Here is a 17,153-nt window from a genome sequence, read left to right on the forward strand (position 1 = left end):
CATAAGTGAAATCTGAATTAGTATGACCTTGCAAGTAAAAATTATTCAGTTTTTCCCCACACTTCTTGCAATGTACTTCTAAATAACGCATCTAATTTTTGTGTTGGATCATCAACTTTGATATTTAAATTTTTACAGTACGTCTCAATATGCTTTATTTCTTTATCTAAATACTCATTAATACTGTCAATTTTCGGCTCCATATACAGTTCTTCTCCGGCTATTTTTCTCTTTAAAAGTTGCTGAATCTCCGTTTTTAAAGAGCCTTCAGGAATGATTTCATTTAATAATTCTTGAAAATCAATTGGTGGTACCGTTTGGTTTTTTTCAATCCATTTACATGCCAAAACCGGTCTTAGTACATAAAAATATTTTTTTATTTTAACTTCTGAACTTTGCAAATATTCCCGATAGTTGTTTTTAGCCATGTTTAAATAGTGATATAAGCTTGCGTTTGGATAAAATACTTCTTTTTCCAATAATCGTACATTGTCAATGAATGAATATTGCTGATCATAAACAATATTGCTTCGTAACCATTCTAAAAGCGGTGGATTACTTTTACGAAATAGCCTTAATGCTTTTGTTATTTCCCAGCCACTAATATCCAACAAATCATTAATAGGCACTTCAATAACATCTCTCTTAGCACCAATTCCTTGTGGATCTATTGAAAGGTACCACTGTGGTTGATGAATATATATGAAACGAACATCATAATCACTGTCCTTGGAAGGAAATCCCCAAGCGCGACTACCCGATTCTACTGCATATAAAATTTTTATTTGATACTCTTTTTCAATTTCTTTTAATTTATTTAGTATCATTTCTTTCATTTAATACATCACCTTCCAAATTCTTCAAAATATTCAAAAGCCTTCTATCACAGCTATAATTGTGGCAGCGGGGAAATTAGTCGATTCTTTTATTGCAATAAAATTTGAAGAATTGTAATACATACAGCCGCAACAATGGGCACTACTTTTAAAGATGTGTAGCCGACTGAAGATGTACATATTGGTTCTAACGGATCCTTTGTTGGTGAAGCTAAATATTGAAGAAAACGTTGCCAGCGACTTTTCTTATATGTCATTAGCTGCTTGGGAATCTCCACTTCATCTTTATCTAAGCTGTCTTTTAACCATTGCTCCTTTTGAAATTCATCCTTAAGCATCGAAATCCTCCTTTAGCTCTTCCTTTAAAGTTCTTATCGCATTATGTAGCCTCGATTTAACGGTACCAAGCGGAATGGACAAAATTTGTGCAATTTCCTCCTGTGGCAAATCATGATAGTAAACGAGCAAAATAACTGCTCGTTGCTTTTCGGGTAATTGAAGTATCGCCTCTTGTATCGTTAATTTCTCGTCAGCAGACATTCGATGACTTGACGTCGGTACTAAAAACGGGAAGAGTGTGCGCCATTTTTTGCGCCGATTCAATTTATTAATCATTAAGCGATAGGCGATTTGAAATAAAAAAGCTTTCACCGTTCCCTTTTGCTGATCAAAATCTTCTTTTATATATTGTAAACGCTCAAAGGTATCTTGCACAATATCAATGCTTAGCTGTTCTTCCCGAGTATAGCGAAATAAAAAGCAGTACAATGGCTCATATAACCGACTATAGAGCTGTTCAAAGCCCTCGATATCGCCACTTTTATAGGCCTCCATCCACTCTTCATTGTTCATCATCTAGCTCATCCCCCCAATGAGCCTTAATGGACTTTAAAGTTAAAGAAAGACGTGAAACTAAGTATCCAACTATTACAATGACCCATGTTGACGATTGATTTGCAAAAAACTGCAAATATGGATTTTCGATTGTTTGAGAGGAAGTTAAAAGTATAAAAACTGCCTGCACACAAATTATTGTATATATGGCTAAAACGAGCGTTAAAGTATCAAATACATTCCAACGTAAATAAATGGTTGTTTTTTTATAATTAATTTTCCCATTTTCGCGAACAACATATTTTTTATCCATCGGGATTGTAATTCCCAAAATAATAATACTCCAAACGCCAATGACAATTAAAGATACAATAAATCCAATTCCCATAAAATCACCTACTTACTTGTATATACTTTTTTAGCGATGGCTGCCAACACCAGGCTAAGAACTGCCAAAATTATACAATATTGATATTGCGGAAGCCATGTGTCGTTAATTAAATTCAAATACTTTTGCAAGCTATCATTTAAATAAAGCATTGGATTCCAGCTTAAAAAAATATAATAATCATGTGGGTTCTTCCCCGCAATTGATAAAAACATCGTTGTCATCGTTACTGAAAACATAAATAATATCATAATTGGCACTAACATACTTTGAGCTACTTTCTCGTTTTTAAATAGACTTGCCAATATAAAGCTCAATGGATATAATGCCAGTAAAACAAAATTACTAATCAAAATAATCATAAAATAAGATGAAAGTGAAATATCAATGATAAAGGAATAACCAATGAGTAGTAGCACTAAAAATATATTTAGTAATGTAAAGACACCTATTCCCATACCAATATAGTAAGTGTGTGGCTTAACGCCTGTTCGTTGTATCCATTGGAACGTTTTATTAGCCTTCATATCTGCCAAATATATAGTAGCGCTAGAAAATGCAAATGAGAAAATTAACATTAAAATTGAAACTGGTAAAAACTGACCTTTAATCAGATAATCAAATGATTCTTCGGTCATCATGTTTTTACAAATAACTGACATGATCAAAAAAATAAAGGCTGGCGACAAGTTTCCAATAGTCATTCCTAGGTTACGAATATTTTCCAACATATACATACGTGCAATTTGTTTCATCATCCTGCTCTTCCTCCTAAAATTTGACCTGTCACTTCATAGTAAAGACCTTCAATTCCCGGCAATTTCGCCTCTGTGTATTTTCTATGGAGCTCATCCTGTGTACTATTTTCAATAAGCTTCCCATCTTTTAAGATCACTACATAATCAAATAACGATTCTAATCCTGCCACCTCATGACTAATAATGATGATCATTTTGTTACGTTGACGAATTTCACCTTGTAAGTAAAACATCAATTGCTTTTTCTTCGTTAAGTCTAAATCAGCAAATGGCTCATCTAATATGATAATCGGTTTATTTAATAAAAAAGAAAGGAAAATCGATACTGCTTTTCGCTGACCACCTGACGCATTTTTCAACAAGATATGGTCATAAGTTGGTAAACCTAATATTTCATAGAGCTCTCCCAATTCAACTTGGTTGTTCGTTAATGTAGTAAAAAGTGCCATTACTTCACGAATTTTCAGATGCTGATAACTCGTAAAAAGTTGGTATTGCAATGCTACTTGCTCATGCACTTGTAGCGACGAATCATTGAATAAAATAGAACCTCCATCAGCTTTTTCATCTCCAGCTATACATTTCGATAATGTAGATTTCCCCGCTCCATTCTGCCCCAACAATAAATAACAATAACCCATTTTAAATGTGGCCGACACACCATCTAAAACGTTCACACCATTATAATTTTTCACAAGATCCTTCACAATAAGCTTCAAAATAAACCCTCCCTATTTTGTATTTTCACTAACTATACAAACGAGGATTGCAAAAGGTTCACTTTATTTTTAAAAAAATGAAATAAAATTATATGTTTCTATAAAATGATTTTTTATGTAAAATAAATAATTATTGGAAATTATTTAAAGACAAAGGCTCATTACCATAACGTGGGGCGATGAATATACACGGAAAATATTCCAACAAATGTTCGATTAGAATTCACCCTTCAATATCCTATTGGCTACGGTATTTCACAACGAACAAAACTAAAATCGTATTTATATAGAGAAAAAAATTTTATTGTTTTTACAGTACGAATAATAGAAAACTATGTTAAAGGGAGTTACATAAGTGAGTGATTTAAAAGAACTTAAGTATTTTTTAGGACCATATTTTGGTTCAGAAATTGGCTGGGAGCTAATCGAATACGCTGTAATTAATCATAGAAAATTAAGTAGAGAAGAACGTTCCAAATTTAAAGAAGAACTTCTTTATATAAAACAACTGTTAGAACAAAATCAGTATGATAAAATACAACAGATTATTGAGAGGAATAATTTTGAAAATACAAAGCTTTACGATATTAAAAAAATACAAAGATTTATTGAAGAGATTTTACCTATTATTGAGAAATATGAATATAAGGAAGAGATCCCCTATGTACCTTTTAAAGCGTTAAATTATTTATTTGATACAATTAATATCCCCGCTAAAGCATTTTTATCTTTTGACTTTATTGCTGTAGATATTAAAAGGCAAGGGGATACATTTATACATCATATCTTGCAGGATTTACAATATGTTAAAAAAGTCTTTATAGAGAAAGATGAGACTAAAATCGAAAAGTTACTCCAACTTGCACGAGAAAAAGGAGTTTATATTTTAGACTCTCAATATCGTGATGAATTTATCCAAGTCGTAACGAATGAACTAAGTTAATGAACAAGAAAGTCCTTTGATTAGCTTGCCAAACATCACAAAAGACCTCTCATCAAAGAAAGGTCTTTTTGTTGTTTAGGATTTAATGATTTTCCAAAATTCTGTTCCATAGCTTTTATGACAAAATTCAACAGGTATTTGTGTCTTCTCTAAGTTGTCACCGACACCTATTTTATTAACTTTATTTTGTAATGGTGAGCCAAATGAAAATGCCAGTTGCAAATCAGTAAGGTTAAATAAAATTGAATGCACTGTGCCAAAGCCTTCTTTGTAATTATGAACAGATAACCCCTTAGGAAACTCTGTTAAAAGTAGTTCTTGGATTTCATCACTAGATCTTTTTCCGCCTTCCTTACACTTTTTCTCTAATATATCGTATCTTAACTGAGAATGCTCAAGTTTGCCTGGCTCCATTTCTTGTATTGTTGAAAACAGACCATGGTTAGTTGCAATTAAATAATCTAATTCGGCACGTTTAACTTCTTTTACACCGTCATATGTTCCAACCAAAGCTGCGTCGCCATGTGCATCAGCTATAAGTAAATTCATATTCGTTCCTACCGGCATATTGTTAACCATATAAATTGCTTCTTCAACATTTTTACAATTTTCTAATAGCGCTCTGACGATAACCATAAACTGTAAACCATGTACAGCTGGTGATCTCATACCTGGATATTTGCCAATAGGCATACCACACGATGCATAAGCAACACACAGACCTTTTTCGTTTAAACCTTCACTTCGGCCGAATGTAGAAACAGAAAATCCTGTATGGGTATATTTCCCTTCTACATTTGTTGTACATAAGCGCATATCAGAAATATCAGGAGAAAGATCATAATTTCTTACAACATATGTTTTACCATCAGCCATTTTTCCTGGCAAAATAGCCCCTAAACTACATCCTCCAGGAATTAACCACGCATTTTGATAATAATTTAATTGGTTAGGTTTATAGCCAAAGCCTTCCGCAAAGCCTTCTAATTCTTCGTTTAAACCTGGGCAATACTGTGCTATTTGTGCTTTCATTTCAAAATAAGCTTTATCGGAAGTGATATTTTCCGTAAAAAAAAGTGATTTAGCAATAGGATTTTTTTGGAATTCTCGCGCTTGTTGTTTTCCAATCTCGTATGAATTGCCTTTAAGAAATGTAAATTGTCCTGTATTAGTTCTCATTGATATACTCCATTCTGTTTGTTACTAGCAAGCCATTGTTACCTTGCTAATTACAGAATAAAGTCTCCATTTACTGGAGAGTTTAGCTAGTATCGTTCTTCCTTGATCGACTTTCTTACCTTCACAAACACTTTTGTCAAAAAATCATTTGGATGTATCTCAATATTCGGTTTAATATTTATTGGGTTTACTAGTTCAGATGGGATTAACCCCTTTATGTATTGCTCCATAAACATCCCTTCTACCTGAAGGAATTGCTTTGTAAGCCATTCCTGTAAGCACCTATAACCATAATGTAGCTCTGAATAGGGTCCTTTTATATTGATACAAGCATACTTGCCTTCTGGTATTTCTTTTATATTCGAATTCTGTTGAGATGCTTTTACTGGTAACAGTAGCTCAACATCTGCTATATTTTGATGTCTATCATGTTGATGAAAAATCGCAAGAAGCTCCCCATCAATCTCTAATTGATAGGCATATATTCGTTCAAATAATTTTTGCACTAGCTTATCCATGCCAATGATATTTATCTTTTCACGGAGGGATAGCACGAGTATTTTTGGTCGTTCTTCTATGTAACAAGTGGATAATGTTGGCTTTGGGGTTAATGTCTCAGCACTCTTTAGAGAATTTTTCACCTGGACTATATTATGAATTTGTTGCACGATCATTTCTTGTTGGTGCTCTAATTCCTGAATTTTATTAGTTAATCTCAGCTCTAAATCTTCCCTATCATTTTGTCCTTTAGTAACCTGTTCAATTTCTTTTAATGAAAAATGGCAATTTTTTAGAACCTGTATCGTCTTTAGCTCTTCAATTTTATCGTAATCATAATAACGATAGCCGGTCACTTGATCTATAAAAGATGGCTCGAGTAACCCAATATCATTATAATATCGAATCGTTTTTATAGGGACATCGCACAGTTTCGAAAACTTTCCAATGCTATACATAATAAAACCTTCTTTTCAAATTTTGTTGAATTCAATTAATCGTACTATTTCTTTTACTTTCAAATCGCTCCTTGCTTAGTTATTATATATCGTACGATAGAATGTGGTAAATGTTTCAAATCGTATGACCATAACATGGGGTTGATTGGGTCGTTCGATGACCTGCTCCGTTCGCAGTCTCATCGATCAGCTTGCCCAAATACATAAGATGATTTATATAAAGAGCCCTAAGAAAACAAAAGAGTATGCTCTGATTTGAGCATACTTCCTTTGTTAGATACTAATTATGAGCATTTCTGATACTATGCAATGGATGATTATACAGTTTCGTAGGGGCATCGTCTTTCTTCCGTGGGTATTTACTAATTTCAATCGTTTCACCTCTTAATAAACAGGAGATGAATTGCTCATATAGAAACTTACTTTTTAAAGCGATTGCCTGTATTGGCGTATACAATTGTGAAAATTGTAAGCCCTATAAAGAGAATTAGCCCTACGATAAATAGCCATTCCGTCTTAAATAGCTCATTTAGCCCCCATAATAGCAAGCAAAAACAGTAGCCATACATCACCTTACCCATAAATTTAGCAAGTGCTTTTTCGTTATATTTCTCTTTTTCACTGTCAGACATCGTATTATAGCCTGCTAGTAAAAATGCTCCTTTTCCTTGAGATAAAACGATCGCAAAGATTAGGAATGGAGTCATGTATCAATTATGCCTCGGCATAATTGCGTCCGGAATCGGCTTTGTGCTAGCACAAAGAACTCCTTTCCGATTCCGTGACATCCGCCGGAGGCTTTAACTTATTTCATCGGATGTTTGAACATCTGTTGAAAGAAGTTATAAAACAAACAACGGCTTCCATATACTTAGTCTCTATTTTCATTCATAATAAATTGCTGAATGGCTGGTAGTAGTTCCTTATGAAGTGGCAATGATGGGTCTGAATACGTCGCTAAATTGCCTGCACGATCTGCTGGGGCATCCTTTAACACATGATTCATGCCGTCCATATATAAGAGCTCAGCAACTTGTTTACCTTTCTTTAACGCCTCCGCATCCGTTGCTGTTACTTGTAGGTCATTCGTACCTTGGACAAGTAGAACACGGCTATTCACTTTTGCTAACTCACTTGCAGGGTTATATTTTAACCATGACATCATATAGGGTTGAACAGAAGAACGGAATAATGCTTGTAAATCTGGTGATACGTTCTTCACTAGCTCGCCTTTTTTCAGGGATGCCAGTATATCTGTTGATTCCTTTAGAAGCTGTGGTGATAACTGACCTTTTAATTGCTCTAGCAGAACTTCATCTATTGGTCTTCCAGTGCCTGCTATGGAAACAAAGGACTCTACATTTGTTTTTTGTGCTGCTAATAAACCGATTAGTGAGCCTTCGCTATGTCCAATAATATGGACACTTGAATAAGCTTTATTAGCTAAAAGGGTATTAATTACTTGAACTGCGTCGTCTACATAATAGTCAATAGACATATCCTCTTCCTTTGTTGAGAGAGATTTATTGTCCCCAATTCCACGCTTATCGTAACGAACAGATGCTATCCCTTCATTCGCTAAGCCTTCTGCCAGCATTTTCAAACTATCATTTTTCCCAGCTAAAGCCGAATTACCATCCTTATCAGTTGGACCCGAGCCAGCTAAAATTAGTACAACTGGAGATGGCTCCTTACTAGCCTTTTGAAGTGCCACTGTTAAATCACCATCTTTAACAGGAATCTTCACTGTTTCATAAGTCACAGGTTGTTCTTTATAAGGTTTTAACACTAGTGGGAATTTGCCACCATTTTGTTGGAATGTTGCCTCAATTTGCTGATCTTTTAATGTACCGTTAATTTCAATATTAGAACCATTTAAGTTGATTGCAACCGTTACTTGATCGCCGTTATATTTAAGGTTGTTAAATGGATAATTGGCTAAGCCTTGTGCTGGTACTGATAATGTCCCACTATCCTTTTTCAACTCAACAATAATCGGAAGTGCTCCGTTTGGTGTCTCAATATTGCCTTGCCATTTTCCTACTAGCTGTTCATTCATTTTATTGTTCCCCTTAGTCTCTTTTCCTTTTGCATTATCTTCCTTCTGAGCGCATGCTGCTAATAAAAAGAGTGCGCAACATATAAATAACAGTTTTTTCATAAAATCTCCCTCTCTATTTAAAGATGGTCAATAAGATTGGCAAAAATATGACGAATAAAATGATATAGCTCCATTTATTTGCCAGATTCAGGGTCCAACCAACACCGAATTTTTTTTGTACTAATAATGAAGGGTCATTTTTATTAATGTATAAAATACCCCATTTCCAGTATCGATCATCGGCAGCAGCTGTTTCATTTGTATGTAAATCATCAAAACGTTCATTACTTTTATTGAACTTCCAAATTAAGAGGATAAGCCCACCTAAAGTGACTACATTAAAAACGATAAAGAGCGGGAAAAAGTAAGGAACTATTTGATCCTCTAAAATCACTGTCGTGTAATGTGAAACTACAAAAAGAATGGTTAAACTAAAATTAATTGCAACTAAGTACCAGCTTCCATACTTACGTTGTTTAAGCTCTCTATTGGCTGAAGCTTCTTTGTCTTGTGCACTCAACTGTATTTTGGCACTTTTCATACCTTTACTCATGATGAAAAAGCTAATTTGTAGCCCTAGTAACATAAGTGGCAATTCGATAACTGATAGCCATGTTTTTTCTGTCCAGGCATCTACCTCACCTGCTGCATTCCAATGGGTAGCAAATACATCTGGGATGGAACTGTAATTCATATAAGTAAAGGTAATCAATGCTAAAGTGATAATAATTGGTAATGTAAAAAATGTAGATGAAAGTGCTTCATCTCTGTCTCGTATAGATAAATCCATGACATAAACAGTCTTTACGTGTGCTTCCCAATCTTCTTGTTTTTTCAGCTTTTTTGTTTTTAAATGATAAAACATATAAAGTCCAGCTGATATGAGTAGCATGATGTATAGTAAAATAAAGGATAATAAAACAAATTTCTCTTCCTGAATGGACGTATATAGTAGTAAAATTTGGCCTAAAAGAAAGGCAATTGCTATGCTCCCAACGAACATGCTGTAGTGCTTTTTGAATAATCGTAATTGCTGATGTTGCACATAGGGCTCTGGAATTGAAACACCAAACACGATTGTTTTTCTAGTTAAATGTGGTGTTATTGTTTCCAATACTCCTACGAAGATAAAAATGCCTAATATAAAAAGCATATTTTCCCTACTTCCATTGTTTTAAAATTCGATGAAACAAACTCGTCATCTGATCTTTTTCAAGGCCACGTGCCAATGCTTCAGCCATAATTGGCTTTAATGCATTTTCTACTTTTTCCACTTCTGTCTCTTCCAGTTCTTTTTTTTGACCACCGATAATGATCGCCTTTGCTTTCGGCTTTAATTCAATTAAGCCTTTTTCTTCAAGTTCATGATAGCTTTTACTTACCGTACTGACATTAATACCCAAATCCGAAGCCATTGAACGAACTGACGGTAATGTATCACCATTTTTTAATTCACCCTTAGCAATTAACTCAATTAACTGATTCGCTAACTGTTTATAAAGCTGTAATTCACTGCTTGGATCTAAATGAATTTGCATCTTACCCCTCCAATCTGTATCGCTTATCACCAAACAGAAATCTGTCATACTTAGAATAATACAGATTTGTATTTAATGTCAAATTAATTACCAATCTCCTCAAATAAAAAGGACCCAGAAAAATTCTGGATCCAAGAACACTTATTTCTATTTGATTTTATTTGTATCGGTTTTTGCTTCTTCTTAAGCTACAGCAAAACAGAAGATCCTCTGCCTCACCAATTCCTTAAGATTTTTAGAAGCTCACCTTATACAACTGTGGCGGACTTTCCTGAGATTCCTGGTCTTTGGGTGTTAGACTACTCATTCTACATCCTCCTAATCATATTAGATTAATAAGTGATTCCGCACTTAATATGAACCGTTTCATAAGTGTTTATTCATGTGAAGAGCATTTCATAGGCAAATTCAATAATCATTTTACGTAAATCTGGTGCTACATCAGCTAGTGCATCTGCCTCAATCATTCGTGCCGCTTCTTCCTTTGTCACATACTGTTTAATTGTTTCGTACCCCTTTGAAAAACGCTCATTCATTGAAATCCCTCCCATTGTTATTTCTTTAAACAAAAACCCCAATTCCGCGTCTCCAGAATTGGGGATTGTCCTTCACGTATGTAAGGGTCTCTATTCCGTCTCACCCTCTGGCTCTGACGAAAAAGGATAATGGTTTTCATAGTGCCTCACTGGACAGCTTTAATGAATATCTATGCAAAAGTCACGAGGACATGCACGCTAAATTATGGTTAAGCAAAACAAGCTTTTGCTTTTTCGATTTGGATTTTTACTTGATCAAATCCTGTGCCACCTAAAGAATGACGACGACGAACTGCTGCTTCAGGCGCTAATACATCGTAAATATCCCCTTCGATCAGATCACTTTCTTGTTTCATCTCTTCAAGCGGTAAATCTAATAAATAGATGCCCTTTTGAATACATGTGAATACAAGTTTTCCTGTCACTTCATGTGCTTCACGGAAAGGCATACCTTTTGTTGCAAGGTAATCTGCAAGCTCCGTAGCATTGGAGAAGTCAGAGTGTACTGCCTGGTGCAAACGCTCTGTCTTGACAGTCATTGTGCGAATCATACCTTCAAAGATTTTTAGGGAACCAAGAATTGTATGGACGGTATCGAACATACCTTCTTTATCTTCTTGCATATCTTTGTTGTATGTTAACGGTGTTCCTTTAAGGACTGTTAATAAGCCCATTAAGTTACCGTATACACGTCCTGTTTTTCCACGAATTAACTCGGCCATATCAGGATTTTTCTTTTGAGGCATAATGGAAGAACCTGTTGAGAAGGCATCATCCAATTCGATAAATTTGAATTCGTCTGTTGACCACAAAATAATTTCCTCTGCAAAACGAGATAAATGCGCCATTAATAATGATGAATGGCTTAAAAATTCAACGATAAAATCACGGTCACTTACCGCATCCATGGAATTGGCATAAACTTCGCTGAAGCCTAGAAGCTCCGCTGATTTTAATCGGTCGATTGGGAAAGTTGTACCAGCCATTGCTCCTGCACCTAAAGGCAGAATATCAATACGCTTCATCGATTCCGTAAAACGTTGTTTATCACGCTCTAACATCCAGAAATAGGCCATTAAGTGATGAGCAAATGAGATTGGCTGTGCACGTTGTAAATGTGTATAGCCTGGAGCAATCGTTTCCACATGCTCTTCTGCCTTTTCTAGCAATGTTTTTTGGAATGTTTCAATTAAACCGATTGCTTCCTTCACACGCTTCTTTAAGAAAATATGCATATCCGTTGCTACTTGGTCATTTCGGCTACGGCCTGTGTGAAGCTTACCACCTACAGGACCAATTAAATCAATGAGCATTTTTTCCAGATTTAAGTGAATATCTTCATTGGCAACTGTAAATTCAAGCTCTCCTGCGATTGCTTTCTCTTGTAATTGTGCAAGGCCACCGAGAATTGCCTCTACGTCAGCAGCTGGTAAAATTCCTGTTGCGCCAAGCATCGTAACATGCGCTATGCTACCTTCTAGATCTTCTAGAACAAGCTGTTGGTCAAAGCCAATCGATGCGCCGAACTCGTCCACCCATGCTTCTGCTGATTTTTGGAAACGTCCGCCCCAAAGTTTTGTCATAACAGCTCACCTTTTCCTTCATGACTGATCAAAAAGGTGCAGCGCAATGCTACACTACACCTTACTTGTCAAAATTATTTTTTATTAACAGAAGAATTCACTACTGTTGGCAGACCCCATAATTCGATAAAGCCTACTGCTGAAGCATGGTTGAATTGGTCTTCTTTAGAATATGTTGCTAGCTTCTCACTATAAAGTGAATTTGGAGATTTACGTCCTTCCACAATTGCATGACCTTTGTAAAGCTTCACACGCACAGTTCCATTTACAAATTTTTGTGATTCAGCAAGGAATGACTCCAGTGCTACACGTAATGGAGAGAACCATAAACCATCATAAATTAATTCAGATAATTTTTTCTCAATGACTGGCTTGAAGTGTGCTAACTCTTTTACAAGCGTTAAGTCTTCAAGCTCTTTATGAGCCGTTAATAGCACTTTTGCTCCTGGAATTTCGTATACTTCACGAGATTTTATACCAACTAATCGGTTTTCTACGTGATCGATACGACCAACACCGTGTGCTCCAGCTACTGCATTTAGCTCTTGGATTAAATCAGCAAGCTTCATTTCTTTACCGTTTAAAGATACTGGCTTACCAGCAACAAATTCAATTTCTACGTATTCCGCTTCATCTGGAGCATTTTCTACAGAAACTGTTAAACCATATGCTTCTTCTGGTGGAGATACCCATGGATCTTCCATTACGCCCGCTTCATTTGCACGACCCCATAAGTTTTGGTCGATAGAGAATGGTGAATCTAACGTTGCAGGAATCGGTACATCATGTTTCATTGCATATTCGATTTCCTCATCACGGCTCCAGCCCCACTCACGTACAGGTGCTAATACTTCTAAGTCTGGATTTAACGCTTTGATTGAAACTTCGAAACGAACTTGGTCATTCCCTTTACCTGTGCAACCATGAGCTACTGCGTCCGCACCTACTTGGTTTGCAATTTCCACTAATTTTTTAGAAATTAATGGACGAGAAAGTGCCGATACTAGTGGATATTTTTGTTCGTACCAAGTATGAGCTTGTAATGAAATTAATGCATATTCTTCAGCAAACTCATCCTTCGCATCTACCATATATGATTCAATAGCTCCTACTTGAAGAGCTTTATTTTTTACAAATTCAAGATCCTTACCTTCACCTACGTCAAGACAAACTGCAATAACGTCCCAACCTTGTTCTTTTAACCATGGAATTGCTACCGAAGTATCAAGACCGCCTGAGTATGCTAATACTACTTTTTTATTTGCCATAACAAATGCGCCTCCAATTTGCTCTATAGGATATGTATTTTTATACATTCACTTAAAAGTTTATACACGAATAGTATCATGTTATAAAAATAAAAACAAGTGTATTTTTATAAATTTATAGACTTTTATGTTTATTGTAAAAAGTAAGTCATTCCTACACTTTCAGCCATTGTACAAACTGTGAATATTTTCACTCGGAAAAACGATTTTTTACTCGCTACATGAATGTATATAATATAAATTTTAGGAAAGTAAATGGCCCATCACCATAACGGGGTTGATTTCCGTTCCTGCTGTGCGCTTTTTGAGGACGTCCAGCCTTCACTCCAATCAACCTATAAACATGGCATATGTTTTAACAAAAATAAAAAACTGTAAACACACTCAATTCTTACTTAAGTATGTTTACAGTTTGATTAAAATTATTTTATTGAGATTTTCGTTACTTCTTATTGAAAAATGATTTGCCTAAAAATTCAACTGTTGCAGGCGCGATCGCATAAAGCTTGCTTGATAACCCCATGATTCTTGGTAAATTTACCTCTCGCACAGGGCGTTCAATTGTTTTTACAGTAGCCTGCGCCACTTCTTCTGCTGTTAATAAAAATCTTCCTAAAGACTCTCGATAGCCACTTTCATCACTCGCTTTATCTAAAAATGGTGTATCGATTGGACCTGGATGTATCGCTGTAACTTTAACATTGTACGGAGCCAGTTCCATGCGAAGACCATTTGTAAAGCCGACAATCGCATGCTTTGTTGCAGCATAGACACTGGCCTTCGGTGTCGCTACTTTCCCAGCTTGTGAGCCAATAAAGATTAACTGACCTTGCTGACGTTGTATCATTGCTGCTGCAAGACGTTTTACTAAATACATCGGTACACTGACATTTAACTCTACCATTTGTCTAATAGCTTCATCTGATAAGTCAGGTGCAATGCCAAATTTACCTACCCCGGCTGATAAAATAGCTACATCAAGAGGCGGTAGCTGTGCACATACTTCATCTATTGTTGCTAAATTAGTTAAATCTGCTTGGATCACGTTGGCGCCTACCCGTTCTAATGCTTTCAATGCCACTGTATTGCGTCCTGTTGCATAAACCGTATGACCTTGTGCGACTAATAATTCTGTAATTTTCAATCCTACACCACTTGTTGCACCTGTAACGAAGATCGTCTTTTTATTCATTTTCTTGTATAAACCTACTTCCTTTTATATAAATAGATACCTTCTTCGGTTTTCGTCGATGTAATATAATTGTTTGCTTCTAAGTAATCTATATGGCCAAGCGTTTTGGACAGTGTCAATCCAAATTGACGCTGAAAAATTGCCGGATATAAGCGTTTCGTTACTTGCACGACAGTTAATGGTTCGTCCTCAAATAATTCGCAAACTTTCAGAGATTGCTGATGTTGGCGTTCTAGTCGTTTATCAATTAAATGAGGAATATCCTCTAACTCCGCACCATGACCTGTATACATCGTTTTTACTGGTAATCGACGTAAAATTTCAAGCGATTCATTATATTGTAGTATCGATTTCGTACGCCCGATTGTCCGATCCAATGGTGGTTCAATCAATGGATTTGGCGTTATTTTTTCAAGCAATAAATCTCCACCAATGACATGATGAGATTTTTCATCCCAGAAGATGAGGTGGCTTTGTGCGTGACCCAATGTTTCAATTGCCTTTAATCCCGGATGTCCTGGCACTTCATCACCATCATATAGAATTTGTGTTAATGGTCGTTCACCTACAAGCTCTAATTCACGACGTACATGTACATTTGTTTGGATATATTGTTGAGGAACACCGTTCTCAAACAAGCGTTCACTATAAAACTGCTCATGGTAATTTAAAAATTCCTCATCATGACGAAGCCACTTATCATTATAGGCATGCCCTAAAATTTCTGCATGTGGAAAGGCATCCACCCAACCTGCATGATCAGGATGATGGTGGGTTAACACAACCTGTTCAATATCTCGCATATCAAAGCCCGCTGCGCGAATACCCCATTTTAGCGCATCATAGGCATCCATTGTTTTTGGACCTACATCAAAAATTGTCAATGCATCGCCTTTTACAACAAAAGCATTGACATCTCCTACTTCATAGGGTGTTGGTATTTCTATTTTGAATATAGACAAAGCTGTTTCCCCCTTTTGTGCAACTAGTGAATACCGATTCATTCTATTTTACAAGTTTTTCTTCTGTTCGTCATCCTTCTGTTGACAGGTTGACGTATTATCAATATAATTTTGAATAATCAAATTATTTTTGTGCGTTGATGAAGCCAAGTACGTATTTGGTGAAGGTGTTTAGAGAGTGTTACATTTGCTGAAAGTAACATCACCCGCTCCCATTACCGAACCTACTTCTGAGCAGTTATGAAAACATAACCGTCTCCCTTGCGATAAAAGGGCTGTGAGTTGTGCCAATTGGCAAACAAAGGTGGTACCGCGGAAACAATAGCGTTTTCGTCCTTCTATATAAGGACGAAAACGCTTTTTTATCTTCTTTCAGCAAATGTTTTCTATGCGAAAGCGAAGCGTCAGCTACAATTACGCCAAGGCGAAATTGATTTTGAGAACTGGAGGTTTTAATCATGAAAAAAATACTATTTATTGGTGCAGGCTCTATGGCAGAGGCATTGATTCAGGGCTGGATTAAACAAAAGGTATTTACAGCACAAGAAATTTACGTCACCAATCGCTCAGACAAAGAACGTTTACATTTTTTACACGACACATATGGTGTAAATTGCAATTTTAGCCATGATATTTATCAACAGGCTGATTTAATCATTTTAGCTATGAAACCTAAGGATGCCGTGGCAGCGATGCGTGAGTTAAAGCCTAAAATTACAGAGCAATCATCCGTTCTTTCAATTTTAGCAGGTATTGCTATTACTACTATTACAGAACATTTAGGTGCCCGTCCAGTCGCACGCGTTATGCCTAACACTTCTGCCACGATTGGGATGTCTGCAAGTGGGATTGCATTTAATGACAAAGTTACAGCTGCACAGCGCTCAATTTTCTTACAGCTTTTAGAGGCGGTTGGTTCAGTCATTGAGGTGGATGAGGATCAATTACATGCGGTAACGGCCCTTTCAGGTAGTGGTCCAGCTTATATTTATTATTTAATGGAGGCTTTTGAACGCGTCGGTACAAAGGTCGGGCTCTCAAAGGATACTGTACGACTATTAATGACACAAACACTTGCTGGCACTGCGGAAATGTTGAAGCAATCTGTTGACGAGCCTGATGTATTGCGTCGAAAAGTAACAAGTCCAGGTGGCACAACGGAAGCCGGAATTAAGGCACTTGAACAATATCAATTTAATGAGGCCATTGAAGCATGTATTAAAGAAGCTGAGGCGAGATCTCGTTCACTTGCAAATAGTTAAGTAATGAGTGCAAAATAAAGTGAAACTTTAATCAGTGGGGGTTTTCTTCATTCCCCCACTAATTATTAGTTGAACGAATCGGGCTTTTACGGACAGTT

At 36.1% G+C, this 17,153-nt stretch carries 19 protein-coding genes; 2 read left to right on the forward strand and 17 right to left on the reverse strand.

All coding sequences use genetic code 11. From position 1 onward, the window contains the following. Positions 1–41 precede the first annotated feature (41 nt). The 6 genes from BFJ97_RS10840 to BFJ97_RS10865 form a co-directional block, all read right to left on the reverse strand. Positions 42–836 carry a nucleotidyltransferase domain-containing protein gene (locus tag BFJ97_RS10840; protein WP_068984662.1) on the reverse strand — a complete coding sequence of 265 codons (795 nt, stop codon included), beginning with the start codon at positions 834–836 and terminating at the stop codon, positions 42–44. Between the two features lie 89 nt (positions 837–925). Continuing rightward, positions 926–1,174 (reverse strand): hypothetical protein, encoded by a 249-nt coding sequence (locus tag BFJ97_RS10845; RefSeq protein WP_068984663.1) that lies wholly within the window; start codon positions 1,172–1,174, stop codon positions 926–928. Then, positions 1,167–1,670, reverse strand: a complete 504-nt coding sequence (locus tag BFJ97_RS10850) for an RNA polymerase sigma factor (protein ID WP_068984867.1) — start codon at positions 1,668–1,670, stop codon at positions 1,167–1,169. The genes BFJ97_RS10845 and BFJ97_RS10850 overlap by 8 nt, the downstream gene beginning before the upstream one ends. Before the next feature lie 7 nt (positions 1,671–1,677). Continuing rightward, positions 1,678–2,058 carry a group-specific protein gene (locus BFJ97_RS10855; RefSeq protein ID WP_068984664.1) on the reverse strand — a complete coding sequence of 127 codons (381 nt, stop codon included), beginning with the start codon at positions 2,056–2,058 and terminating at the stop codon, positions 1,678–1,680. An 8-nt stretch (positions 2,059–2,066) separates the two neighbouring features. Continuing rightward, positions 2,067–2,816, reverse strand: coding sequence for an ABC transporter permease (locus BFJ97_RS10860; RefSeq protein WP_068984665.1), 750 nt, complete (start codon positions 2,814–2,816; stop codon positions 2,067–2,069). After that, positions 2,813–3,535 (reverse strand): ATP-binding cassette domain-containing protein, encoded by a 723-nt coding sequence (locus BFJ97_RS10865; RefSeq protein WP_068984666.1) that lies wholly within the window; start codon positions 3,533–3,535, stop codon positions 2,813–2,815. The genes BFJ97_RS10860 and BFJ97_RS10865 overlap by 4 nt, the downstream gene beginning before the upstream one ends. Before the next feature lie 355 nt (positions 3,536–3,890). On the opposite strand from BFJ97_RS10865, the gene BFJ97_RS10870 reads away from it, so the two are divergent. Further along, complete coding sequence (locus tag BFJ97_RS10870; protein ID WP_068984667.1) at positions 3,891–4,478, forward strand: hypothetical protein; 588 nt, start codon at positions 3,891–3,893, stop codon at positions 4,476–4,478. 75 nt (positions 4,479–4,553) lie between these two features. On the opposite strand, the gene BFJ97_RS10875 is transcribed toward BFJ97_RS10870, so the two are convergent. From BFJ97_RS10875 to BFJ97_RS10925, 11 genes are all read right to left on the reverse strand, one after another. Continuing rightward, the gene (locus BFJ97_RS10875) at positions 4,554–5,657 is read right to left on the reverse strand and encodes a C45 family autoproteolytic acyltransferase/hydolase (RefSeq protein ID WP_068984668.1); all 1,104 of its coding nucleotides are present in this window, start codon (positions 5,655–5,657) and stop codon (positions 4,554–4,556) included. Positions 5,658–5,743: 86 nt separating this feature from the next. Continuing rightward, the gene (locus BFJ97_RS10880) at positions 5,744–6,613 is read right to left on the reverse strand and encodes a MerR family transcriptional regulator (RefSeq protein WP_068984669.1); all 870 of its coding nucleotides are present in this window, start codon (positions 6,611–6,613) and stop codon (positions 5,744–5,746) included. Positions 6,614–7,032: 419 nt separating this feature from the next. Continuing rightward, a complete protein-coding gene (locus BFJ97_RS10885; RefSeq protein ID WP_068984670.1) occupies positions 7,033–7,320 on the reverse strand; it encodes a DUF3784 domain-containing protein in 288 nt (95 codons plus the stop codon). A 164-nt stretch (positions 7,321–7,484) separates the two neighbouring features. Beyond that, a complete protein-coding gene (locus tag BFJ97_RS10890; RefSeq protein WP_068984671.1) occupies positions 7,485–8,774 on the reverse strand; it encodes an alpha/beta hydrolase in 1,290 nt (429 codons plus the stop codon). A 13-nt stretch (positions 8,775–8,787) separates the two neighbouring features. Next, entirely contained in the window at positions 8,788–9,867 is a 1,080-nt protein-coding gene (locus BFJ97_RS10895; protein ID WP_068984672.1) for a DUF1648 domain-containing protein, read from the reverse strand. A gap of 7 nt (positions 9,868–9,874) precedes the next feature. Beyond that, complete coding sequence (locus BFJ97_RS10900) at positions 9,875–10,252, reverse strand: GntR family transcriptional regulator (RefSeq protein WP_068984673.1); 378 nt, start codon at positions 10,250–10,252, stop codon at positions 9,875–9,877. A gap of 380 nt (positions 10,253–10,632) precedes the next feature. Then, complete coding sequence (locus BFJ97_RS10905) at positions 10,633–10,788, reverse strand: hypothetical protein (protein WP_223553269.1); 156 nt, start codon at positions 10,786–10,788, stop codon at positions 10,633–10,635. Between the two features lie 209 nt (positions 10,789–10,997). Further along, positions 10,998–12,371: an argininosuccinate lyase gene (gene argH / locus BFJ97_RS10910; RefSeq protein WP_068984674.1), complete on the reverse strand. Its 1,374-nt coding sequence runs from the start codon at positions 12,369–12,371 to the stop codon at positions 10,998–11,000. A 74-nt stretch (positions 12,372–12,445) separates the two neighbouring features. Beyond that, positions 12,446–13,639: an argininosuccinate synthase gene (locus BFJ97_RS10915; RefSeq protein ID WP_068984675.1), complete on the reverse strand. Its 1,194-nt coding sequence runs from the start codon at positions 13,637–13,639 to the stop codon at positions 12,446–12,448. Between the two features lie 442 nt (positions 13,640–14,081). Next, positions 14,082–14,831 carry an SDR family NAD(P)-dependent oxidoreductase gene (locus BFJ97_RS10920; RefSeq protein ID WP_068984676.1) on the reverse strand — a complete coding sequence of 250 codons (750 nt, stop codon included), beginning with the start codon at positions 14,829–14,831 and terminating at the stop codon, positions 14,082–14,084. A gap of 14 nt (positions 14,832–14,845) precedes the next feature. Beyond that, positions 14,846–15,835, reverse strand: coding sequence for an MBL fold metallo-hydrolase (locus tag BFJ97_RS10925; protein WP_068984677.1), 990 nt, complete (start codon positions 15,833–15,835; stop codon positions 14,846–14,848). Positions 15,836–16,251: 416 nt separating this feature from the next. Between BFJ97_RS10925 and proC the strand changes: the two genes are divergently transcribed. Then, entirely contained in the window at positions 16,252–17,055 is an 804-nt protein-coding gene (proC, locus tag BFJ97_RS10930) for a pyrroline-5-carboxylate reductase (RefSeq protein WP_068984678.1), read from the forward strand. Positions 17,056–17,153 lie beyond the last annotated feature (98 nt).

The sequence above is a fragment of the Lysinibacillus xylanilyticus genome (assembly GCF_001708185.1).
GTDB lineage: Bacteria > Bacillota > Bacilli > Bacillales_A > Planococcaceae > Lysinibacillus > Lysinibacillus xylanilyticus_A.